22 protein-coding genes are annotated in these 23515 nt (G+C 39.3%); 17 read left to right on the forward strand and 5 right to left on the reverse strand.

Going from position 1 to position 23515, the window contains the following annotated elements:
- Positions 1-65: 65 nt before the first annotated feature.
- The 14 genes from J0M37_12610 to J0M37_12675 all read left to right on the forward strand — a co-directional run bounded on the left by J0M37_12610 (position 66) and on the right by J0M37_12675 (position 12634).
- The gene (locus tag J0M37_12610) at positions 66-1301 is read left to right on the forward strand and encodes an NADH-quinone oxidoreductase subunit D (protein MBN8585924.1); all 1236 of its coding nucleotides are present in this window, start codon (positions 66-68) and stop codon (positions 1299-1301) included.
- Positions 1302-1402: 101 nt separating this feature from the next.
- Complete coding sequence (nuoE, locus tag J0M37_12615) at positions 1403-1885, forward strand: NADH-quinone oxidoreductase subunit NuoE (protein MBN8585925.1); 483 nt, start codon at positions 1403-1405, stop codon at positions 1883-1885.
- A gap of 55 nt (positions 1886-1940) precedes the next feature.
- Positions 1941-3245, forward strand: coding sequence for an NADH-quinone oxidoreductase subunit NuoF (gene nuoF / locus J0M37_12620; protein ID MBN8585926.1), 1305 nt, complete (start codon positions 1941-1943; stop codon positions 3243-3245).
- A gap of 197 nt (positions 3246-3442) precedes the next feature.
- Positions 3443-4672, forward strand: a complete 1230-nt coding sequence (locus J0M37_12625; protein ID MBN8585927.1) for a hypothetical protein — start codon at positions 3443-3445, stop codon at positions 4670-4672.
- 29 nt (positions 4673-4701) lie between these two features.
- Positions 4702-5619, forward strand: coding sequence for a hypothetical protein (locus tag J0M37_12630; GenBank protein ID MBN8585928.1), 918 nt, complete (start codon positions 4702-4704; stop codon positions 5617-5619).
- Between the two features lie 47 nt (positions 5620-5666).
- The gene (locus J0M37_12635) at positions 5667-6935 is read left to right on the forward strand and encodes a hypothetical protein (GenBank protein MBN8585929.1); all 1269 of its coding nucleotides are present in this window, start codon (positions 5667-5669) and stop codon (positions 6933-6935) included.
- A gap of 128 nt (positions 6936-7063) precedes the next feature.
- The gene (locus J0M37_12640; protein MBN8585930.1) at positions 7064-7780 is read left to right on the forward strand and encodes a GHKL domain-containing protein; all 717 of its coding nucleotides are present in this window, start codon (positions 7064-7066) and stop codon (positions 7778-7780) included.
- Position 7781: 1 nt separating this feature from the next.
- Positions 7782-8864 (forward strand): response regulator, encoded by a 1083-nt coding sequence (locus J0M37_12645; GenBank protein MBN8585931.1) that lies wholly within the window; start codon positions 7782-7784, stop codon positions 8862-8864.
- Positions 8865-8879: 15 nt separating this feature from the next.
- Positions 8880-9542 (forward strand): response regulator transcription factor, encoded by a 663-nt coding sequence (locus J0M37_12650; protein ID MBN8585932.1) that lies wholly within the window; start codon positions 8880-8882, stop codon positions 9540-9542.
- A gap of 36 nt (positions 9543-9578) precedes the next feature.
- On the forward strand, positions 9579-9986 hold the full coding sequence (locus J0M37_12655) for a response regulator transcription factor (GenBank protein MBN8585933.1): 408 nt from the start codon (positions 9579-9581) through the stop codon (positions 9984-9986).
- A gap of 24 nt (positions 9987-10010) precedes the next feature.
- A complete protein-coding gene (locus J0M37_12660) occupies positions 10011-10397 on the forward strand; it encodes a response regulator transcription factor (protein MBN8585934.1) in 387 nt (128 codons plus the stop codon).
- A 115-nt stretch (positions 10398-10512) separates the two neighbouring features.
- Positions 10513-10890, forward strand: a complete 378-nt coding sequence (locus J0M37_12665) for a DUF4190 domain-containing protein (GenBank protein ID MBN8585935.1) — start codon at positions 10513-10515, stop codon at positions 10888-10890.
- A 54-nt stretch (positions 10891-10944) separates the two neighbouring features.
- Positions 10945-11400: a dUTP diphosphatase gene (gene dut, locus J0M37_12670; GenBank protein MBN8585936.1), complete on the forward strand. Its 456-nt coding sequence runs from the start codon at positions 10945-10947 to the stop codon at positions 11398-11400.
- Positions 11401-11419: 19 nt separating this feature from the next.
- Complete coding sequence (locus J0M37_12675) at positions 11420-12634, forward strand: AI-2E family transporter (protein MBN8585937.1); 1215 nt, start codon at positions 11420-11422, stop codon at positions 12632-12634.
- Between the two features lie 10 nt (positions 12635-12644).
- Here the strand turns inward: J0M37_12675 and J0M37_12680 are convergent, their stop codons facing one another.
- From J0M37_12680 to J0M37_12690, 3 genes are read right to left on the reverse strand one after another with little or no spacing between them, the layout of a single operon-like run.
- Entirely contained in the window at positions 12645-14444 is a 1800-nt protein-coding gene (locus J0M37_12680) for a hypothetical protein (GenBank protein MBN8585938.1), read from the reverse strand.
- An 18-nt stretch (positions 14445-14462) separates the two neighbouring features.
- Entirely contained in the window at positions 14463-15236 is a 774-nt protein-coding gene (locus J0M37_12685) for an enoyl-CoA hydratase/isomerase family protein (GenBank protein ID MBN8585939.1), read from the reverse strand.
- 14 nt (positions 15237-15250) lie between these two features.
- Positions 15251-16090 carry a hypothetical protein gene (locus tag J0M37_12690; protein MBN8585940.1) on the reverse strand — a complete coding sequence of 280 codons (840 nt, stop codon included), beginning with the start codon at positions 16088-16090 and terminating at the stop codon, positions 15251-15253.
- Between the two features lie 212 nt (positions 16091-16302).
- Here J0M37_12690 and corA point away from each other — a divergent pair, with 212 nt between their 5' ends.
- The 3 genes from corA to J0M37_12705 are packed head-to-tail and all read left to right on the forward strand — an operon-like array spanning position 16303 to position 19251.
- Positions 16303-17412, forward strand: coding sequence for a magnesium/cobalt transporter CorA (gene corA / locus J0M37_12695; protein MBN8585941.1), 1110 nt, complete (start codon positions 16303-16305; stop codon positions 17410-17412).
- Positions 17409-18494 carry an aromatic ring-hydroxylating dioxygenase subunit alpha gene (locus J0M37_12700; protein MBN8585942.1) on the forward strand — a complete coding sequence of 362 codons (1086 nt, stop codon included), beginning with the start codon at positions 17409-17411 and terminating at the stop codon, positions 18492-18494. The genes corA and J0M37_12700 overlap by 4 nt, the downstream gene beginning before the upstream one ends.
- Positions 18487-19251: an SDR family NAD(P)-dependent oxidoreductase gene (locus J0M37_12705; GenBank protein MBN8585943.1), complete on the forward strand. Its 765-nt coding sequence runs from the start codon at positions 18487-18489 to the stop codon at positions 19249-19251. The genes J0M37_12700 and J0M37_12705 overlap by 8 nt, the downstream gene beginning before the upstream one ends.
- Before the next feature lie 158 nt (positions 19252-19409).
- On the opposite strand, the gene J0M37_12710 is transcribed toward J0M37_12705, so the two are convergent.
- Positions 19410-20408 (reverse strand): NTP transferase domain-containing protein, encoded by a 999-nt coding sequence (locus tag J0M37_12710; protein MBN8585944.1) that lies wholly within the window; start codon positions 20406-20408, stop codon positions 19410-19412.
- A 174-nt stretch (positions 20409-20582) separates the two neighbouring features.
- The gene (gene alaS, locus J0M37_12715) at positions 20583-23291 is read right to left on the reverse strand and encodes an alanine--tRNA ligase (protein MBN8585945.1); all 2709 of its coding nucleotides are present in this window, start codon (positions 23289-23291) and stop codon (positions 20583-20585) included.
- Between the last annotated feature and the right edge of the window lie 224 nt (positions 23292-23515).

Below are 23515 nucleotides of genomic sequence, written 5' to 3' on the forward strand. Positions count from 1 at the left end.
ATATGTCGTTAGATCTAACAAAAGAAGAGTATATAGAAGAAACCAAGGAATCGAGCCATATTACAATGAGCCAGGAAAGGATCCTGCGCGCACTGGAATCAGATGATGTGCGCGGGCATTTTGAAGGCACACTGGATAACCAGCTAGTTCTTAATATGGGTCCCCAGCACCCTGCAACTCATGGTGTATTGCAGCTTGTTGTGAGCCTGGATGGTGAATCAGTAGTAGGAACAATCCCGGTACTTGGCTACCTTCACAGAGGTTATGAAAAGCTTGCTGAAAACATGACATTTCATGAGTTCATACCCCATACTGACAGGCTTGATTACCTTTCACCTTTGGCTAATAATGTTGGATATGTACTTGCAATAGAAAAACTGCTTAAAATTGAAGCAACAGAGCGCGCTCAGTGGATAAGAACCATGTGCTGTGAAATGGCAAGGCTGGCATCTCATTGTGTGTGGATGGGCACTATGGCAATGGATGTAGGCGCATTGACGGTGTTTTTATGGACATTTACAGAAAGGGAAAAAATACTCGATATTCTTGATATTTTAACCGGTGTTAGATTTACCACGAGTTATACAAGGATAGGCGGACTCGCTCTGGATATGAGCGATGAAGTTGTTGCAAGGCTCAAAGCATTCCTGGACCAGTTCATACCGAAGCTTGAAGATGCAAGAGCACTGATTGAACGCAACAAAATATTTATAAACAGGTGCGAAGGTGTTGGATATATTTCAAAAGAAGACGCTATTTCACTTGGGTTAACGGGTCCGAACCTGCGCGCAGCGGGCATTACCAACGATTTGAGAATTGACGACCCGTATTTGAAATACAGGGAAGTTGATTTTGATGTGCCTACACTCACAGAAAGTGATGTGCTTGCAAGATATTACGTGAGAGTTAAAGAGATGTATGAAAGCGTAAAGATATTAAGACAGTGCATGCAGAAGCTTCCGCAGGGACCAATAAATACTCCCGATGCAAAACAGGTTTTGCCGGATAAAGGCGAAGTTTATTCAAAAATGGAAGAGCTTATTCATGATTTTATGATAGTAAACTTTGGTAACACCCCTGAAAAAGGTGTCGAAGCTTACCAGGCAATTGAATCTTCCAAAGGCGAGCTTGGTTTTTATGCTATCAGCGACGGCAAAGGATACCCGTTCAGGCTGAAGATACGCTCCCCTTCAACTGTTGCAATAGGCGCGCTGCCTACCATGATGAAAGGCGCAATGATCAGCGATATAGTAGCGATCATCGGCAGTATTGACCCTGTGATGGGTGAAGCTGATAAATAACCTGGTTTAACTTGATTTAGTGATTTAATACAAGATTCCTGCCTTCGCAGGAATGACAAAATAGTGATAGTTTACCTTCTTTAATGGGTAATTTTAAAAATATGGAAATTAAATTTACAGACGAGAATTTAAAGAAGCTTGAAAAAGCAAAGAGCCATTACCCTACAAATGATGCAGCATTAATGGATGCGCTTTGGATTGCCCAATACCAGTTTGGCTGGCTTTCGACTGATGTAATGAAATATGTAGGCAGCCTGCTTAATATTCCCTATGAGCATGTGCTGGGCGTAGCTGAATTTTACACAATGTACAACAAAAAGCCGGTAGGTAAACATCACCTCCAGGTGTGCACAAATGTATCATGTATGTTGTGCGGCGGGTATGATGTTGTTGATTATATTTCCAATAAGCTTGATATTGGTATTGGTGAAACAACGCCTGACGGCAAATTCACTTTAATAGAAGCAGAGTGCCTTGGCAGCTGCGGAACTGCGCCAATGATGCAGATCAATGATTATTACGAAGAAAACCTAACCAAAGATAAGATAGACGCTATTTTAGATAAGCTTTCTAAAAGCGAATAATTTAATATTTCCAGCAGAAATTATAACTGAGTTAAAATAAAGAGTTAAAATTAATATGTCAGATTTCGAACCAATCATACTGAAAAATATTCCTGATCTTCACAATATCGAAGTATATGTAAAGAACGGCGGTTACAGCACATTCAAAAAGACCCTGAACATGACGCCGGAGGCTATTATTGAAGAAGTGAAAAAATCAGGTTTACGCGGCAGAGGCGGCGCTTGTTTTCCGACAGGTATGAAATGGTCATTTATGCCCCAGAAATCAGACAAGCCCAAGTATTTATGCTGCAACGGCGATGAATCAGAGCCGGCGAGCTTTAAGGATAGAGAAATATTCGAAAAGAATCCCCACCAGTTTATTGAAGGAACACTGATAGCCTGCAAGGCTATGGGTATTAAAACCGCTTATGTTTATATACGCGGTGAATACTACCCATGGATAGTAATGCTTCAGAAAGCTATTGATGATGCTTATGGCAAAGGTTTTATCGGCAAAAATATAATGGGTTCAGATTTTTCAACTGATATTTTTATACACCGCGGAGCCGGCGCATATATTTGCGGTGAAGAAACCGCGCTTCTTAATTCCATAGAAGGAAAACGCGGAATGCCGCGCTTTAAGCCTCCCTTCCCTGCTAATTTCGGGTTATGGGGTTGTCCTACAACAATTAATAATATAGAAACACTTGCAAATATTCCGCCCATTATTGAAAAAGGCGGTGAATGGTTCAGCAAGATCGGTGAGCCAAAACATGCTGGATCACTTTTATATGGATTAAGCGGGCATATTAATAAACCGGGAATTTACGAGCTTCCTTCAGGCACACTTCTTACTGACCTAATCTATAAATACGGCGGAGGTGTAAAAGATAATAAAAAGATCAAAATGATAATCCCGGGAGGTTCTTCAATGCCGCCGCTAACGGCAGATGAAATTGAAGGCTTAAGAATGGATAATGAACATCTTAAAACGGTAAATTCATATATAGGGACAGGCGGTATTGTGGTTATGAATGAAGATACCGATATTGTAAAAGTAATAAAGAGAATTACCAAATTCTATTATCATGAATCCTGCGGACAGTGTACGCCCTGCCGTGAAGGCTGCGGCTGGATGCTGAAGATACTTGACAGGATTGATAAGGGAATGGGCCGTAACGAAGATATAGAGTTATTACGGGACGTTGCAAATAATATTGAAGGCAATACTATTTGCGCTTTTGGTGATGCAGCAGCCTGGCCGGTAAAATGGGCTATAAAGAAATTTATGCCTGATTTTGAAAAGAAGGTCAAGGAAAGTGTAGAACTTCCTATAGCGAATAAGGTTCACTCTTTAAGGCTAACCGTTCAAGAGTAGATTTTTTTAGTGTTTTTTTAACAAAATTCGCCCTTGCGAATTTTCTAACGTAATTCGGGTATTGTTTTTTCAAACTAATTCGTAAATATTGCGATTAATCTTCATATTTATCGTAGTTAACTGATTAGTATTAATGATTTTTATAATATATTAACTTTAGGTTCGTAAATAAAACTAAACAAACGGAGTCAACAACAATGGATCAAACTTCTGCTAATGTAAAAACGGCACAAAACACTGGGTCATCCCAGCTTTTCGGCAGTAACTTTAAAAAAGACAACCTGGATAAAAGAGTTCAGGAGCTTCTTAAACAATCTACCGAATATCATGAGTTAAAGCAATATGTAATAAACAGAGGCGTAAATAAAATTCAGGCTGAAGGCGTAGCCGGAAGGTTTGCACCTGCAATTCCTTCTGTAATTGCACTTCTGCTTTCTGTTTTTATTGATGTAGCTAATGTACCTTTCCTCGGAAAAATTGCAGAAACACTTGCAAATACAATTTTCCCCGGCAGTGTTACACTTAACAAAGGCGTTGAACCGATATCATTATGGTGGATGCCTTTTATAGTTTATGCTCTTTTTATTTTACTTGCAGAGCTTTCATACAGGAAACTGATGAAAGAAGTTTCTTCAAAAGGATGTTCACAGGAGATCATCGAAAGGATCACAAACCGTTATGCTACAATTGTTGACGGTATCGGTACAGCTCTCCCGCTTCTTGGTGCAGCTATCCTTCTTATTTCAATCAAAGAAGGTCCTATAGTATTTTTAGGATTTTCAGTACCATTTGAAATTAAATCAATCGTAATTCTTGCAGTTGCGAAATTATTTGAGACCGTGTTTGATGCACAGGGATTAAAATTCGCAGAATTACGCGAAGAGCTGAATGATCTTGAAAAAGAATATTTCTCAGAAAGAGAAGATATTCACCAGAGAGCAATATTACAGCAGCTTCATGACGGTTTCAAGGGTGCAAGCATGACATCAGGCGGACCGGGCTACGAAAAATTCTCAAAAGAAGAAGCAGCGGAAATTTCAAATTCACTCAAAAAAGCAGCAGAATTCGGCGAGAACATCTCGAAGAACGTTGTTATCATGAAGAATGCTATTGCTGAGATGAGCAAAACAAATGTTCATGATTCCGAGCTACTTAAAGAGCTTCAGAATACAAGCCAATCATTAACAACAGCGCTTGCAGCAGCTTCACAGACAGCTGAATACAGCGAAGCTATGAAGAAAAATCTTGAAGCAATGCGTAATTTAATGAAGGAAATGGATAATATAAAATATCCGGATGACAAGCTTTTGAAAGAATTACAGATAACTTCACACATGTTAACAGAAACAGTAAATTCATTTAAGGATGCACAGGCAGTAAAAGGCCTTGATAATCTTGCTTACTTAGCAGGGAAAAGAGCACAGTAAATAAGGACTGACTAAGGAGAATAACTTAAATGAAAAAGCAAAAAGACGTAAAATTTATAATCTACCAGGCGTTATACATATTTGTAGTGTGTGTGATTGCCATCAAGGGTGCCAACCTTGACCTCACGCAGGTGGTAGAAGATGACGGGAAGCCTAAAGTATTCCTTTCACCTGACTCATTGCAGAAGTTATATGAGATCATCAAAAAATCCATAATTGTTGATACAAATCTATATGTAATCATAAAGAAGGAAGACCTGGAAAAAATGGATGACAAGATAAAGCAGCTTGTCGTAAATCCGATGAACGTACAGATCTCTTCTACACCAATAAATACATTCACAACCAATAATCCGCAGATCGAGCAGCCCAAGATCGAACAGAAACCTGAAGAAAAGAAAGATCCGGGCGAAATGCAGGAGATCAGGATTGGTAATATTCAGCTTACACAGTACACCAACAACACGCTTAACAATCCGTACGATACACCTTTAGAGGTAGAAGGTATCACAACAATACCTCCAAAGAGCTCCAAAACCTTCCAGACGGGCGGCCAAAGTACGGTTACAATTAAAGTGGGTAATTCTACAAAAACTGTAGAATTAAAACCGAACGAGAAACCTAAGATCAGCATGCAGAGAGTTGCATCAATGGGTGAAGAAACCCGTGTAACACAGCTGCAGAGCAGCGTATGCTACAGGGTAACCATCAGTGATGACTTCCCCGGACAGCTTGATGTTAAGTTCAACGGGCCCGCTTCTGTAAAAACTGTAGGCGCAGGTGTATATGATGTAACCATGAACGCCTTCGGTTCAAAATCAGCGTTTGATAACTTTACAGACGGCAAGGATGCACCTTACTCTGTCGGCTTTACAGTATCAGTTTCTGATAACATCGCAGGCCACAAGATCACCGGTCAGAACAGCTTTATATTCGGTGAATGGTAAACATGAAAAGGATAGAAATAAACAATATTAATCAAATCACCATAAAAATGAAAAACAGAGCTAATTTCAGTATCTTGGTATTACTAGCGATAGCGTTATTTACGCTGGTGATACAAACCGGGCAGACTTTCTCTCAGCAGGAAGACCCCAACAATCCAAGGACCTGGAAGTATTTCAAGATCCTTGCTAGGGCGGAAGATGACAGTATTTTTATCATCGCCCAGGACGATATGGGTATTGATCCGAAACTTGAATCATACACCATAGTTGTAAACATCACAGATCCCAACACACAGAACCAGTTTGTTGTATTGGGTGATGAAGCAGACCCCTCTGCATCAAGGTATGCATGGTCTCAGCTTTCAAAAAGAGTTCAGGATGGACTTATTAACTGGTCAAATACAAACAAAGAGAACCTGAACCAGAAAAAGCTTGATTACGCATCAGTATTTTTAGATGTTATCAGGCAGATCAAGATCAAAGAATTTGTTGCTCCGCCAAAAAGAGAGCGTGTTATCAGGAACACCACAGCTTATATCAATCCGTACTTCACAGTATTCGGATGGGAGCCTCTTGGTATTCCTGTAAAGAGATCCATCGGATTCACATTCGGTATGGGAAGCAAATATTCAGGACCGTTTGAAAGTGATGAGGTTTCAGCAGGCTTCAACATGCTTGGCGTTAACATTTCATATGTTACAAGGATAAGAGAGCTTAACACTCACGATCTTGGTTCAGACAGTGTTGAAAACAAACCATGGAAACAGTATAATGCAATTTTTATGCCTCCCAGAGGTATTAAATTAACCTATACTATTCCTTTAGGTAACTTCCTTGAAGTAGGTGTATATAGTGAGATAAAAGAAACCGGTGTTGAGCCGGGCGGCGGTCCACCGCTTTATACCTTCAGGAATCAGAAGGATAGTACAATAATGCCTAACAATATAGTTACAGGTTCAAACCTGATCGCAGAATTCCGTTATCCGTTCAGAATGTTCGGATCAACAAGAACACAGTTCTATGCAGCTTACTATATGAATGAAATGAACATCGGTCTTTATACACGTGAATCAAGGCTTGTAGGATCAGTATTCGATTTCAGGGTAAACGCTACATTAAAAAAGATCAGAAACTTCCAGCTGCTTGTTGAGATCATGGTTTCAAACATCGCAGAAGGATTCGCATTAAACTCATTCGCTGTAGGACCTTCTATCAGGCTATCAAAACTTGATACAGGCAAGTTCGGATTGCTTTCAGCATTCGTAAACTTCCGCTTCAAGCTTGGTGACTTCTTCGACGAAAGAGAAAAGAAATAAAACAGCTCTGTTAAAAATTGATATATACTTAATATAATAAATTGAATATTCTGCTGTTTGAAATATAACAGCAGGATATTCTTAAAAATACAGAGCAATATACAGGATATGGAGAAAACTAAAGGGAATTGATCAAAGATGAAGAGCAAATAGCGGATAAGCAGCAGGAGCTTGACGAACTTACTTACATAATTTCACATGACCTGCAGGAACCGCTTAGAATGATAACAAGTTACGTACAGCTTCTAAACAAAAGATACGGTGAGCAGCTAGATGACAACGCAAAAGATTATATAAGGTTCGCAGTTGACGGTTCGAACAGGCTTAAGAAAATGATGGATGATCTTTTAACATATTCACGGGTTGGCAGACCGCACTTTCACAGGGAAGATACTGATCCTTCTGCGGCAGTAGAAAAAGTAAAAAAGCTTCTTGCTTCAAGGTATCCGGATTCTGCGGGAAAAATAGAGTTTGCTGCCGAAAGGCAGATAATGATCAACGCAGATAAAGAATTACTTGTAATGCTGCTGTATCACCTGGCAGATAACTCACTGAAATTCTGCAGTAACAAGCAGCCAAATGTAAAAATTACGGCAGATGAAGATGAAACAAACTGGTACATTTCAGTTTCAGATAACGGTCCGGGAATAAAAAAAGATTATCACGGTAAGATTTTCGGCATATTTCAGAAGCTTCATAATCATTCAGAATATCCCGGCTCAGGCATGGGACTTGCGATCTGCGAAAAGATAGTGAATAAACATCACGGGAGTATAAGGCTTGATTCAGAGCCGGAAAAAGGTTCAACGTTTCATATCACATTTAGAAAGAAAGAAATAGCATAATTTGATAAAGATCTTATTAATAGAGGATAACCCGGGAGATGCCCGGCTCATAAAAGAATACCTCTCGGATCTGAAGAATATTGAACATACTCTTCAAATTGCTGACAGGCTGCAAAAGGGCCTGGATATTCTTGAAAACGAATTTATTGATGTTGTTCTCCTGGACCTGAAGCTTCCTGACAGTGATGGTTTATCCGGCGTAGAGCAGATATTCAATATTATCCCGAATATTCCCATTATAATTTTAACGGGATTGAACGATGAAACTACAGCAATTAATGCAGTAAAAATGGGTGCACAGGACTATCTTGTAAAAGATAGGGTTGAAAGTGAACTGCTGCTGAGATCGATAAGGTATTCAATTGAAAGAAAACGCGCTGAAGAAGATCACCAGAAGCTGCTTGAGCAGCGTATAAGAGCTCTTTCAATAATTGAGGCACAGGAAAACGAAAGAAGAAGGATATCAAGAGAGCTGCATGACGGATTAGGCCAGCTGCTCAGCGCTGCGAAACTGAATTTCGGTATGATAGATTTTATGAATGCCGCTAATAAGGAAAAAACCACTGAGATCGTAAAACAGGTAGATTCAATCATAAGCAAAGCAATAGTAGAAGCCAGAAGGATCGCACATGACCTCAGACCTACTACACTTGATGATTTCGGGCTTATCCCGGCATTAAGGATACTTTGCCAGGAATTTTCCAAGATAACAGGCATAAAAGTAAAATTCCAGGTCTCCCCCACCCTTGAACGTATCGACCCAAAGATTGAAATTGCAATTTACAGGATAATACAGGAATCGTTTAACAATATTAGTAAATACGCAGAGGCAACAGATGTATCACTTGATCTATACAGAAGCGATACACAGGTTTTTGTCCGCGTAAAAGATAACGGTAAAGGCTTTGATACAGACAACATTACAAAGTCTAAAAAAGCAGGCGGCGGGTTCGGGCTGCTTAATATGAAGGAAAGAGCAGAGCTTGTTGGCGGAAAAGTAGAAATAATTTCCAGCCCCGGCCATGGCACAGAACTTCTTCTTGAAATAAATTTAGAATTTTTCAGTAATAATAACCATCACTAAGTAAAAAAGATTGAAATGAAAACCACTAAAATTTTAATAGTTGATGACCACGAAGTTGTTAGGGACGGATTGAGGAACATTTTAACCAGTCTCGATAATATCTCAATTGCAGGCGAAGCCGGCAATGGCGAGGACGCGGTTAAGATGTACTCTTCATTAAAACCGGACCTTGTAATTATGGATATTTCGATGCCCGGTATGAACGGCATTGAAGCAACCAGGGTTATTAAAGAAAAGGACCCGGATGCCCGTATCCTTATATTGACTATGCACGATAACCAGGAATATCTGAACCAGATAATACGTTCAGGCGCAAAGGGTTTTATCCTGAAAAATACTGATAAGGAAGAATTGCTTGACGCTGTTAAAACAGTTGCTTCAGGCGATAATTTCTTCAGCAAGGATATTTCCAAGCTTATTATTGATAACTACATCAGGACAGCAAAAGAAACAGAAAAAAATGATGGTTACAAGGAAGTACCGCTGACAAAACGTGAAATAGAAATCCTGAAACTTATAGCTTCAGGTTATTCAAACCAGGAAATTGCGAATATTCTGTATATCAGCTATAATACAGTTGATACCCACAGAAAGAACATAATGCATAAATTATCAATCAAGAATACTGCAGGCCTTGTTCGTTACGCAATTGAAAAAGGTTTAATATCATTAAATTAAAATACAGAGCAAATATTTATAGAAAGGGCAAATAAAATGAATGCTCAAGTTCCCATAGTAAGAGTTTTAATAGCAGATAACAATCCCGATTTTTTAAGCGCTTTAGCGCAATACGTTCGCTCCATACCCGGGGTAGAGCTTGTTGGCGAAGCAGTTGACGGGGAAGACGCTATTAAAAAGGCTGAGGCTACGTATCCTGATCTTATCATTCTGGATATCATAATGCCGAAAAAATCAGGTATTGAAGCGCTGAGCGCTATCAAGGATAAATTTCCGGATGTAACGGTTGTGATGATATCAATAAACGAAGGCCAGTCTTACAGAAAATTGGCGGAAGTTTACAGGGTTGATAAGTATATAGGCAAAAACTCAGATGATATTCACAAGGAACTGCTGGAAATTATTCAGTTAACTCAGCAGAAACTGGCATCAAAAAACAGTTAAATAAACAGGGAAATTACTACGTAAATGGATAATAAACCAGTAAAGATACTTCTTTGCGATGATAATGATAATTTCAGGCAGCTTCTTACACAGTATATAAAAGCAATGCCCGGAGTAGAAGTAGTTGGTGAAGCAGTTGATGGAGTTGATGTAATTGAAAAAACGGAATCACTGAACCCGGATCTTGTCCTTATGGATTTAAGCATGCCGAACCAATCCGGTCTTGATGCAACGAAAACCATTAAAGAAAAATGGCCTGAAAAATCAGTTATCATATTAACTTTATATGAAGACAGCGTTTATAAAGAGCTTGCAGATGAATTTAATGCTGACGGTTTTATAGCAAAAAGCTCAATAAAAGCACAGCTTCCTTCGGTTATCGAAGCAAAAGTTAAAAACACTGCCCACTGAAGCATTAAAAATTATTTTTATATGATAACCGATTTCTGTAGAAAAATAGAAATCGGTTTTTTATTTTACAGTAAAACAGGATATTAATGTTTCATAAAAACACAGGAGAAAACAAATGAGTAAATTTTTGCGCTTCCCGTCAGATTTCGGAGCACCGCCTCCGCCACCGCCGCCGAGTATGTCTTCACCGCCGCCTCCCCCGCCTCCATCAGCAGGCAATGTAAATATGGGCGGCAGTGCGGGTACTAATGCAATTATTGCACTGGTAGCAGGTATATTATCATATATTTTCTGTCCTTTCATTCTGGGTATTGTTGCCTGGATAATGGGTAAAGGAGAGTTAGGAAAAATTGACAGGGGCGAATCCTCTGAAGCAGGAAGAACATTTGCCAAAATAGGTATGTGGCTGGGTATAGTGAATGTAATACTTTCCATATTATTCGGTTTGGTATATGTGCTGATAATTGTACTTGCAATAGCAACAAGCAACTAAAAATCATTCAACCTATTTAAGGCAGCTTATTTTAAAAAGCTGCCTTATTTTTTAATCCAGTCCAGCAAAGTGATCTTAAAAATCCAGAAAATAAATGAAGAGCTGAAAAATCCACTCCCGGCATATGCAACAGAGCATGCATCAGGAATGGATGTTACTTCAGCCTCAGTTGATGATATCAATATTCAACCGCAGACAACAGCGGCAATACCAACAAACCTTATCCTGGAAATTCCGGTCGGTTACGAAGCCCAGATAAGGCCACGAAGCGGACTGGCGCTGAAACATAATATCGGGATTATTAATTCACCGGGCACTATTGATGCGGATTACCGCGGTGAGCTGAAAATCCTGCTGACAAATTTCGGAAAAGAAACTTTTACGGTTAAATTCGGCGAGCGCATTGCGCAAATGGTTATTTGCAGGGTTGAGCAGGCAGAAATTAAGCTTTCTGCAGAGTTAAGTGAAACTTTGCGAAGCACCGGCGGATTTGGTTCTACAGGGAAATAACTTAAAATTTATCATTATATTGAACGATAGCAGCCAAAATACATTTAAAACACAGGAAATAGTAATATCAGTATCAGCATTTGTGATATTCGGTGTACTATTTACTGTAACAGAGCTGTTTCACAATCCTTTCATAGTATTTGGAGTGATATTATTCGTTCTGTTCCCTTTCAGAAAAAGCAAGCTCATTAAAATAATCATTTCGCTCTCATCCATAATTTTTGCATTATGGTTTCTGCATTCTATATCGGCGCTGCTGGCACCGTTCATAGCAGCATTGATAATTTCCTATGCTTTAAATCCTCTAGTTGAAAAAATGACCCGCGGCAAAATTACCAGAACAATTGCAAGCGCAATAATCCTGGTTGTTTTCCTTCTAGTGGCAGCACTGGCAATTATATTACTTGCCCCTCCAATAGCAGCACAATTTTCAGAGCTTATAAAATCTCTGCCGGGCGCTTTAAACGACCTGCAGTTATGGATAAATACCGGGCTTATACCCAAGCTGAACTCGCTTGGCATACCTACTTCAGATATACAGACTAAGCTTTCTCATGAGCTGCCTGCTAAGCTTGAGAACTTGCTGAATACGCTTTTAAGCGGCCTATCAGGCCTGTTTGCAGGGATATCTGTAGTTTTAACACAGGTTGTTAACCTTATTCTTATTCCCTTTTTAACATTCTACATAATGAAGGATTTTGATAACCTTAAAACATTAATTAAAGATATCGTTCCTAAAAAGAACCGTAAAAAGGTAACCGAATATTACCAGAAAATTGATGATCTGCTGGGAAGCTTTATAAGGGGTCAATTGATAGTATCAGTGATACACGGAATAATAGTATATATATTCCTTTCTATATTGGGAGTAAAATTCGCAATATTCCTTGGAGCTTTAGGAATAGTTTTAAATATTATTCCTTATTTCGGACTTCTTGTAGAGATAACACTTGCTGTAATTGTTTCCTTATTTAGCGGAGACCCGGGGCTGCAGGTACCGCTGGTTGTGATTATATACCTGGCACAGAACCTGCTTGAAACATCGTTTATTATACCTAAAATTGTAGGTGATAGAATTGGACTTCACCCTGCCCTGCTTATACTTTCACTTTTTGTGTTTTCGTACTTTTTCGGATTTATAGGAATGCTTATTGCCCTGCCGACAATGTCAATAATAATAATGTTCTTTAAGGAATGGCTTGCTAACAAGGATGTTAAAGAATCAGAAGCATAAGCTTATATACTTATAAACCCTGCATTATTTTGATAGCAGCCTGGTTCAGATTCTGAAATAAATAACCGTTCGGTTCTGTTTCAGATTTCCGTTTAAGCTCTTTGCGGGTTTCATCCGGGTTAAGCCTTATGTTATTTTCAAATTCTGCTTTATTAAACAAAGCTGTATAAGGATCGATTATTTTATATTCATAATTCTTTATTACTTCCTGAAATTTCGGGATATCTTTCACAAACAGCATTGATTTATCATCCCAGAAGACGAGCTTCCATTTATTATTAGTACTGAAGTAATTGGTAACAAGCCTTTTAAGGTCATTCGGCCTCCTGATAAGATCAGGGTCCAGATAAATAACATAATCCACTCCCCTTTCTTCCAGCTTCTTTTCAAAACCGGGCTGCATAACCATTATTGAATTATACTCATTATGTATCTCATCATTCAGGTTGCGGCTATCAATATAATTCTTCTGTTCAGGGAAGTTCCAGACCAGGTAACCGCCTGTACCAAAATGGTTATACGGTGTACCAGATATTTTATTTTCCCTCATAAAGTCGAATAGCTGAACAGGCATAAAATCACTGTTTATTCCCCACCCGTATATTCTGTAATATTGTATCTTCTCATATACAGCATTATTGGGTATAAGGGAAATTATGTAAATAAAAAATACTGCGAGCACAGCCTTTGGTACAGTACCGTTGTATATCTTTTTAAAGTCAACTGAGCGAATTTTTGAAATTATGTATGATATACTTATTACAATAAACACAGCCGTGATCATTTCATAATCTACGGTGAACCTGATGGCTCTTACAGAATAAATTACAAATGAAATATACATCAGCGCAAAAAGAAGGTCCTTCTTTTTGTAAGCATAGTAAAGAATAAATATACCGGCAAAAATGAATATCTTGTATAAAGTAACAATAAAGCCAAGATCAAGCTTAGATGAAAACGGCTTTTGCCATTCGTTTACACTTTCAAGCATTTTCATCTGGGTATGGCTGTAAGCGTAAGCATAGGTACTGAATCCGTGCGGATTTACAAGCAGCATAAGCGCGCTTACTGCTGATATTATCCATAAATTCCGTAGTTCGGTTTTATCAAGAGGTTTTGCATCAGCGGCTGTAAATTTGCCTGGGTTTAGATAGATAATGGTTTCAGTAATAGTGAATATGAAAAGAATCAAACCGCCTGCCAATACACCCATGTGAGAGTTAGCCCACAATAAAAATATAAGAGGTATAAAATAAAGCTTTTTGGAATACCCGCTTCGGTTAATATATTTATATGAAAGCAGTATATAAAGCAGCAGAACAAAGAAAATATAGGTTAATATATGCGGGCGGGGTGAGAGCCTATCCATAATTGAAATAAGAAGAACAAACAATACAGCAATCGATAGGAATGAATTTATTTTGAACTTCCTCAGCAGCATATAAAGCACGAAGAAGATAAAACAAAAAGCCAGCGATCTGAAAGCTAAAATGGCATTTAAACCGCCTATATTATACAGTCCGTAGGTCATAACATCCCAGCCCCATTCAAAGGGGATCCATTCCTGCCCTGAAGTTATATGCCCGAAAACATCTTTATCGGGCACCACCTTATTTTCGACTATATACCTGCCGGTTGCCAGGTGCCAGAATACGTCATCATCACCTGAAATCTTATATGATGCCGCCATGAATACCAGTACAAGGAATATTCCAAGCAGTCCGAATGTTACATATTTATTTTCTTCTGGTATAACAATTTCAGCCTTAAGCTTTGACTGTTTGCTTTCTTTGCTCTTTGGTTTTGCCACTGAATTATTTTAAGATTATTAATTTCCTTTAAATACCGGTTTTCTTTTTTCGAGAAATGAGTTCACGCCTTCTCTGTAATCATTGGAATTACCCGCAATATCCTGTGCGGCAGCTTCTGCTGCCAGTACTTCAGCAAGTGTGCGAGAATAAGAATTATTCACAAGCTCTTTTATCATTCCCAAAGCTTTTGTAGGCATTTTAGAGAATTTTTTGGAGTACTTATCCAGTGCTGCTGCAAGTACATCTGGAGTCTGTACGCATACATTTACAATTCCAAGCCTTTTAGCTTCTGAGCCGGTGATACGCTCCGCTGTTGAACACATCTGGAATGCTTTTGAAAGGCCGACAATACGCGGCAGGGTGAATGATGAAGCTGAATCTGGCACAAGGCCTACATTTATGAATACTTCAATTAGCTGGGCTGATTCGACAGCTATCCTGAAATCACATGCAAGAGCCAGTGAGAGTCCCGCGCCTGCCGCAACACCGTTTATTCCGCAAATAACCGGTTTTGGGAGTGTCATTATCTGTGTGATGAGTGGGTTATATTTTGTTTCGATAGCTTCTTTAAATGTCTTCTTTTCAGCTTCAAAATCCTTCAGGTCCTGCCCTGAGCAAAAGCCTTTTCCGGCACCTGTTAAAACCACACAGCGAACATCATCGCTTAAGGCTTCCTTAAACGCATCCTGAAGCTCAAACAGCATTTCTGAATTGAACGCATTAAGTGAATCCGGACGGTTAAGGGTTATCTTCATGATGCCGCTTATTGTTTCCTTTAGTATTGAGCTCATTATTTTATATAAATTTAATAATAATTATAAACGAATTTGTATGAATATAACAGCTTTCCTGCAGGGTCGTAATATTCTTCAAGCAGCCTGTTACCGAATTTATCATATTTGATAAGTATATCGCTGGATGAGCTAAGCTCCCCCGTTGTTTCAACCTTTTTTATCCGGACAGAATTATTATCGTAAGTATATTTTCTGCTTATATAAGTATCTTTTCCGGTAATTTCATAAGATGATTCCGGCTTTCCATCAGCAGTGTAAGTGAAGGTTTCGGTCTTGAACTCCCCTGCTGTTGAATTTGTTTTCTTCTCCAGTATCCTGTACTCTTTATCGTAGGTATAATTATATTTGGTTTCAATGGGTTTATCTTCGACGGGAATACATTTATTAACTGTTGTTATTTTTACCAGGTTATTGTAGCTGTCATACACATAATTTTCTGTGATCTTGCAGTCATTCACCATATCTTTCTGAGTTGATTCTATTAACCTTGAAAGGTCATCATACTCGTATTCATACTTTTGGGAAAGCTTATTGTTCACAAATACCTGTTCATCAGTAATATTGTAGAATTCATCGTATTTAAGGTAATATTTTTTGGGTGATGAAAAAGTAGAATCAAATTTTTCGGTGAGTAATTTAAAATTATTGTAAACATAAGAAAACTTACGTGTGATATATTCTCCTTTTTTATCAAGGGATGTATCTATTTTTGATGATTCTTTAAGCAAATAACCATCCTGGTCATAATAAGAGATCTTTATAGTATCGGCCCTTTCGCCTGAAACAAGTATTTCAATTGCTGTACTTATCTTAGCCTGTTTGATAATTTTAGCGTTATCATTGACCTTCAAATACGTTTTAACAGCCCTGGGGTACTCAGCCTGGGCGTATAATTGAAATCCAAATAAGCTACAAACAATAATTATATAAAAAATCCGGAATATTACCCGTTTATTTATCATCAAATTTTAATTGGAAACTGCAATCTAATAACAAAAATCCAAAAAAAATATGAATAATCTAAACATTTATTAATTCATCAAAATATACTAACTTTGGCTATATGGAAACTCCAAAAGCTATAAAAAAACCGTACATAAAGCTAAGAAGACTCTTCAGGCCGAAGAAAAAACCGGCAGGACTGCCGCCGGGCACGGCTGTATATACCGGTGATGTACCAAAAGATGAAAAGGTATCGATAGAGATAATTGATTACAAAGGCGGCGAAGTTTTTGAAAAGGAAATTACCGATCCTGCTGAATGCACTGTTTATTCACAAAAAGATACTATCAGCTGGATAAATGTTGAAGGTATAAATAATGTTGCTATCGTTCAGAAGCTGGCTGACTCACTTTCGATCCACCCGCTTGTAGTAGAAGATATTCTGAATGTTGATCAGCGGGCAAAAATGGAAGAATTTAACGGGTATATTTACCTTGTGTTAAAAATGTTCCATTTAGGCAAAAAAAACGGTGAGATAATCCCTGAACAGGTAAGCATAATTCTTGCAAAAAATTATGTGGTAACATTCCAGGAAGGAATCGAAGGCGATACATTCCAGGAAATAAGAAGCAGGATAAGAAACAATAAGGGAATAATCAATAATATGACCTCAGATTACCTTGTTTACTCCCTGATGGATTCTATAATAGATTCATACTTTACAATACTCGAAGTATTTGGAGACAGGATTGAACACCTTGAAGAAGAGCTGGTAAATAATCCCCAAAAAAGAACACTTACTGAAATTTACAGGATAAAACGTGAAATGCTTTATATCAGGAAATCGATCTGGCCATTAAGAGAAGCCATCAGCCGGCTTGAACGCGGCGAATCTGATCTGGTTTCCAGGAACACACATCTTTATCTTAGGGATGTTTATGACCATACGATAAATGTTCTAGATACCATAGAAACATACCGTGATATGCTCTCAGGTATGATAGATATATACCTCTCAAGCATCAGCAACAGGCTGAATGAAACAATGAAATATCTCGCTCTTATCTCAACAATTTTTATTCCAATGACATTTATTGCCAGCATCTACGGGATGAACTTTGAGTTTATGCCTGAGTTAAAATGGATTGGTGGTTATCCTTTTGCACTGGGTATTATGGGAGTTGTGGGCTTGAGTTTTTTAATATATTTTAAACTGAAAAAGTGGGTATGAAATTTAACATAGATCCCGATATACGAACAGCTGAAACAATGCCTGCTGAATTTTACAGAAGCAGCGATGTGTATGGGCAGCTTAAAAAGAAAGTTTTCGCAAAATGCTGGCATTTTGCGGGAGATAGCGACTTAGTTAAAGTACCCGGTTCAATTTATCCGTTTACTTTGCTTGAAGGCTATCTTAATGAGCCGCTGCTCTTAACCCGTGACCGTGATGACAAGATACACTGCCTAAGTAATGTTTGTACTCACCGCGGCAATATACTTGTTGAAAGCGCAGATGTTGTACAGAATATGCGCTGTCGTTACCATGGCCGCAGATTTGAGCTTGATGGATGCTTCAGGTCAATGCCGGAATGTGAAGATGCTTTAAATTTTCCGAGGAAAGCAGATAATCTTTCAAACGTACCGTTTGAATTATGGTATAATTTTATATTTGCATCAATTGATCCGGTTAAGCCGCACAGTGACTTTTTTAAGCCCATTACCGACCGTTTGGATGGTGTAAAGCTCGGCGAAATGACTCACGAACCCACACGAAGCAGGGATTACCTTGTAAAATGCAACTGGGCGCTTTATGTGGAAAATTACCTTGAGGGCTTTCACATTCCCTATGTGCACAGCAGCCTTAACGATGTAATTGATTACGGCGCATATACCGATGAATTATACGAATATTCCACCCTTCAGCTTGGCGTAGCCAAGCCGGGTGAGGAATGCTTTACTCTTTCGGAGATCTCACCCGATTACGGAACAGAAGTTGCTGCATATTACTGGTGGGTTTTCCCGAATATGATGTTCAATTTTTACCCATGGGGACTTTCAATAAACATTATAAGACCGCTTGGGATCGATCTCACCAAGGTATCATTTATAACCTATGTAAGCGATCATTCCAGGCTTGATAAAGGCGCTGGTGCAGGTTTAGACAGAGTTGAGCGCGAAGATGAGGCTATTGTTGAGATGGTACAACGCGGGATGCAGTCAAGCTTTTATTCACGCGGCAGGTATTCACCCAAGCGTGAAAAAGGAGTCCACCACTTTCACAGGCTGCTTACACAATTTTTAAACAATGAGTAAATTTAAGAACGCGGTTATATTCGGCGCATCCCAGGGAATCGGCAAAGCCCTGGCGCAGGAATTTGCGCGCACAGGCACCGTGCTGGTCCTGCTTTCACGCAATGATAGCTCTGCAGCACAGCTGTGCGAAGGAATTTGCAAAGAAGGAAGCAATGCCTTCAGCAAAAAATGCGATATAACTGATCCTGATAGCGTTAAAGAGGGTATTCAATTCGCACTGGAAAAGCTGGGTACAATTGAGCTTGTAATTATTAATTCAGGTGTTGGTGGACCCAACTGGATGAGCTCATTTTCAAGCAGCCAGTTCAAAGAAACCTTCGCAGTAAATACGTTTGGCATAGCACATGTGCTTGAGTTTATTATGCCGGTTATGAAAAAACAGGGTTACGGTACGATAGCCGGCGTTACATCACTTGCAGATGTGCGCGGCTATGGGGGCTCATCCAGTTATTCAGCAAGCAAGGCAGCAGGCTCGATACTGCTGGAAGCAGCAAGGGTTGAGCTGAAAAAAGATAATATCAGGGTCATTACTGTTAGACCCGGCTTTGTAAAAACCGCTATGACCGATAAAAATGAGTTTAAAATGCCGCTATTGATGCAGCCTGATAAGGCTGCGCGGATAATCCGCAAAGGAATAGAATCCGGAAGGAGTGTTGTGCAGTTCCCCTTCCCTATTGTTATGGCTACAAGACTGATAAAAATATTGCCGAATTGGCTTTATGACTGGGGAATGAATCTAGCAAGGCCGAAGAAGTGAACAATGTACAATGTGCAATTAATAATGAACAATGATTAATGAGTAGTTTGAAAGGCATTTGAGTATTATAATATTCGTAGAGTAAAAGTTGTAAATGCCCTGATCTTAAGTGCCGAGGTCTTAAAGCCGCGGGTATACGCGGGAATGACAAATTTGAATCAATAAGCAAGTTTTTTTCCATCGGCAATTACTTCATTGCCGTGAATCCCGGTAACCTTTTCGCCTATTCCAACTGCCGTACCATCCAGCTCAGCATCGGTAATTACAGCTTTTTCAGATACCAGTGCGTTGCGCACGATTGAATTTTTAACCGAAGCACCATCAGCTATCGTAGCATTGGGTCCGATAGTAGAATTTTCAATGCTGCATCCTTCCCCTATATAAACCGGCTCAATAAATGTGCTGTCTTCAAAGGGATAGTCCTGGTCAAAATTCCAGTCACGGGTTAAAATATAAGTATTGGTGTTAATGAGAGTTTCAGGCTTACCGCAATCGAACCAGTTCTCAATTTCAAACGGGACCATTTTTTCTCCATCGCTTACCATTTTCATTAATGCATCAGTAAGCTGGTATTCATCCTTGGTCCTTATATTATTATCCATCAGGTGTTCAATTGCACTGAAGAGGGTTGTGCCGTTCTTTATGAAATAAAGCCCGGCAATTGCGCTTTTGCTTTCAGTAACACCGGGGGCGGGTTTTTCTATCATACGGGTTATAAACCCGCCTGTTGATTCAATTATTCCGAACCTAGTGGTATCTTCAACATCTTTATATCCAATGGCTGAGTGTTCGCTGTTTAGAAGTGCATTCAGGTCGAATTCAAAAATAGTATCCCCAAGAATTATCAGGACAGGCTCATTATTTACAAATTCAGCAGCATGATAAACAGCATGTCCAAGCCCCAGCATTTTTTTCTGTTCAACAAACTCAAACTTTACACGGTTTTCTTTGTATTCACCCTCAATAAATTCAATTACCTTATCACCAAGATAACCTATAATTAAAATAATTGTATCAATTTTATTATTTTTGATAAGTTCATCTATGAGGTGGAACAGCATGGGCCTGCCGGCAACATTAACCAGAACCTTTGGCACAATGTTTGTCAGCGGCTGCAGCCGCGTTCCGATACCCGCAACGGGAATGATAGCTTTCATATTTTTAAATGTGGCTAAAGCCACAAATTTCTGGTTTATGTACCACGACCTAAAGGTCGTGGCAACTCAATTATTAAATAAACAAATACATCTTACAACCTTGAATAGTCACGGTCTTCAGACCGTGGATTCTGAATATATAATCTTAGCGGCTTTAGCCGCAATTTGAATATCTTACAGATATTTCTGTATTATACCCGGTAACGTCTCCAACGCTTCTGAGATCTTCGATACATCTTTGCCGCCTGCTGTTGCAAGGTGCGGTTTACCGCCCCCGCCGCCGCCCAGAATTTTTGCAACATCACCTGCAATTTTGCCAGCAGAAAGCTTCTTTGTTTTCACCAGGTCATCGCTTACAACGGCGCAAAGGCTAACCTTGCCTTCAATTACTGAATACAGCAATCCAATCGCACTACCCATTTTTTCGCGAAGCTTATCGCCAAGCTCTTTGAGCTCATCGGTATTATCAACTGAAAATTCACCTGTAATAAGCTTAATACCGCTCACTTCACCTGCTGAGCTAATTAGCCCTTCAATTGAACCTGCGGCATTTTGCACCTTCTGTTTAGCAAGCTGTTTTTCGAGCTGGCGCTTTTCTTCCTGGTATTTTTCCCTTAGCTCAAGCAGTGAGCTTAAAGTTGAATCATGATACTTAATAAGTGATGCAAGCATTTCTGTATTTCTGAAATTAGTACCTTCAAAATCTTTTTTGAATTCAGATATTGCCAGGTTGAAATTATTGGAGTATTTTTCTGGCAATTCTGAGGCTAATTTTTCAATTTCTGCAGTTCGCTCGTTAATATATTCAATAATACCCACTCCGGTTCTGGCAAATATGCGTCTGGTACCGGCAGAAATACTTTCTTCACGGGTAATTTTAAAGAGTCCAATATCCGAAGTTCCCTTTACATGTGTTCCGCCGCAGAATTCCACGCTGAACTTATCATCAATGAAAACCACTCTAACTGGTTCGCCATACTTTTCACCGAAGAATTTCTTAACATGTGGGATAGTATTGGCTTTTTCGATCGGCATTTCTTCTGAATAAACTGCGATATTCTCTTTTATCTTATCATTTACTATCTGCTCAATATCGGTAATTTCCTGCGGTTTAAGCTTATGGAAATGCGGGAAATCGAACCTCAATAATTTATCATCTAGGTATGAGCCCATTTGCTTAACATGTGAGCCCAGAACTCTGCGCAAAGCCTCATGCATTATATGCGTAGCGGAGTGATTCCGCTCAATGGATAGCCTGCGTGGTATGTTTACCCTGGCTTCTGCTTTTACAGGAAGGGATGTGATATCGGTTTTCAGTATTTCAACAATATTCTTGTTAACGATGTTGAAAATTTCCACTTCCTTATTATCTATTACGATTTTTCCTTCATCATTTACCTGGCCGCCTGAAGCTTTATAAAACGGATTATTTTTCAGCAGTATACCTGTGCAATAATCAAATTTATTCTGGTATGCTAATATTTCAGTTTCAACAGATTCATTTTCGTGGTATGGATCGTACTCAAGCCCGTCGGAAATCTTAAGCAGGTCACTGTATTCATTCTGTTCAATTGTATCCAGCACTTTATCAACCCTTGAAAGCTCCCTGGCAATTTCCATATCTCTGTTAAACAGATCCATATCCACTCCATAACCGCTCTCCCTTGCCATAAGCTGGGTCAGGTCAACGGGAAAGCCGTAAGTATCATGCAGCTTAAAAGCCACATCTCCGCTGAAAGTAGTTTCACCGGCAGCTTTCATTCTTTCAACCTCTTCTTTAAATAAAGCAAGACCCTTATCTAGCGTAACATTAAAGCTCTCTTCCTCGCCTTTTATAACTTCCTTTATGAACTCACGCTTTTCAACTATTTCAGGAAAAACGTGGCCCATTGTATCAACAACTGTATCAACTAATTTGTATATAAAAGGAGTCCGCATATCAAGATTCCGCCCATACCGCGCTGCGCGCCTGAGTACCCTGCGTAAAACATATCCCCTGCCTTCATTGCTTGGTATAGCACCATCGCCGATTGCGAATGTGAGTGTGCGGACGTGGTCTGCGATAACATTCATCGGGGCTTCAAATTTGCCTGAATATTCCTTACCTGTGATATTTATAAGCTCATTTATCAGCGGAAGGAAAACATCAGTAAGGTAGTTTGATGATTTATTCTGCAATACCCTGACCATACGTTCAAATCCCATACCGGTATCGACATGCTTTTGGGGCAGCTCATGCAGCTTGCCGGAGCTATCGCGGTTGTATTGTATGAACACAAGGTTCCAGATCTCCATAACATCGGGGTTATCTGCATTCACATCACTGCCATTGCAGCCGTTTGGAGTGAAGTCATAATGTATTTCGCTGCAGGGACCGCAGGGACCGGTATCGCCCATTTCCCAGAAATTATCCTTTTCATCAAACTTTAATATATGGCTGTGATCAATATCAGTATGCGTTTCCCAAAGCTCTTTGGTTTCGAGGTCTTCGCGGAAGTATGTTACCCACAGGCGATTTTTATCGAGGCCCCAAACCTTAGTAAGCAGCTCCCATGCCCATTCGATAGCTTCCTTTTTGTAATAGTCGCCAAAAGACCAGTTGCCAAGCATTTCGAAGAATGTGTGGTGGTAGCCATCATGACCTACCTCTTCGAGGTCGTTATGCTTGCCGCTCACCCGGATGCACTTTTGTGTATCGGCGCAGCGTTTATAATCACGTGAGCCTGTTCCCAGGAAAACGTCCTTGAACTGGTTCATACCGGCATTGGTGAAAAGCAAAGTTGGGTCATCATACGGGAAAACCGGTGCCGAAGGCACTATTTTGTGCTGTTTGGACTTAAAAAAATCCAGGAAGTCCTGCCTTATTTCAGTAGATTTCTTCAATTTATATGTATTTAAGCTACAAATTTAGCAAAGGATTTGTTAATATTAAATGATTTAATTAAACCTGAAAATAGAGGTAAATTTCAAACATTCAGATAAAGATACTCTTGCCACGAATAGGAATTATCAGAGATTTATTCATTTAATATTCTTCACATATTCACATGAATTACTTAAAATTATATTCGTGGCACGAGTTAGTTATAGTTAAAATTAGGTATAAT

It is taken from the genome of Ignavibacteria bacterium (genome assembly GCA_017303675.1).
GTDB lineage: Bacteria > Bacteroidota > Ignavibacteria > Tepidaquicellales > OLB5 > OLB5.

Coding starts and splice junctions, on each gene's coding strand:
- J0M37_12610 (MBN8585924.1), top strand. CDS start 66: ATGAGCCAGGAAAGGATCCTGCGCGCACTGGAATCAGATGATGTGCGC.
- nuoE (MBN8585925.1), top strand. CDS start 1,403: ATGGAAATTAAATTTACAGACGAGAATTTAAAGAAGCTTGAAAAAGCA.
- nuoF (MBN8585926.1), top strand. CDS start 1,941: ATGTCAGATTTCGAACCAATCATACTGAAAAATATTCCTGATCTTCAC.
- J0M37_12625 (MBN8585927.1), top strand. CDS start 3,443: ATGGATCAAACTTCTGCTAATGTAAAAACGGCACAAAACACTGGGTCA.
- J0M37_12630 (MBN8585928.1), top strand. CDS start 4,702: ATGAAAAAGCAAAAAGACGTAAAATTTATAATCTACCAGGCGTTATAC.
- J0M37_12635 (MBN8585929.1), top strand. CDS start 5,667: ATGAAAAACAGAGCTAATTTCAGTATCTTGGTATTACTAGCGATAGCG.
- J0M37_12650 (MBN8585932.1), top strand. CDS start 8,880: ATGAAAACCACTAAAATTTTAATAGTTGATGACCACGAAGTTGTTAGG.
- J0M37_12655 (MBN8585933.1), top strand. CDS start 9,579: ATGAATGCTCAAGTTCCCATAGTAAGAGTTTTAATAGCAGATAACAAT.
- J0M37_12660 (MBN8585934.1), top strand. CDS start 10,011: ATGGATAATAAACCAGTAAAGATACTTCTTTGCGATGATAATGATAAT.
- J0M37_12665 (MBN8585935.1), top strand. CDS start 10,513: ATGAGTAAATTTTTGCGCTTCCCGTCAGATTTCGGAGCACCGCCTCCG.
- J0M37_12685 (MBN8585939.1), bottom strand. CDS start 15,236: ATGAGCTCAATACTAAAGGAAACAATAAGCGGCATCATGAAGATAACC.
- corA (MBN8585941.1), top strand. CDS start 16,303: ATGGAAACTCCAAAAGCTATAAAAAAACCGTACATAAAGCTAAGAAGA.
- J0M37_12700 (MBN8585942.1), top strand. CDS start 17,409: ATGAAATTTAACATAGATCCCGATATACGAACAGCTGAAACAATGCCT.
- J0M37_12705 (MBN8585943.1), top strand. CDS start 18,487: ATGAGTAAATTTAAGAACGCGGTTATATTCGGCGCATCCCAGGGAATC.
- J0M37_12710 (MBN8585944.1), bottom strand. CDS start 20,408: ATGAAAGCTATCATTCCCGTTGCGGGTATCGGAACGCGGCTGCAGCCG.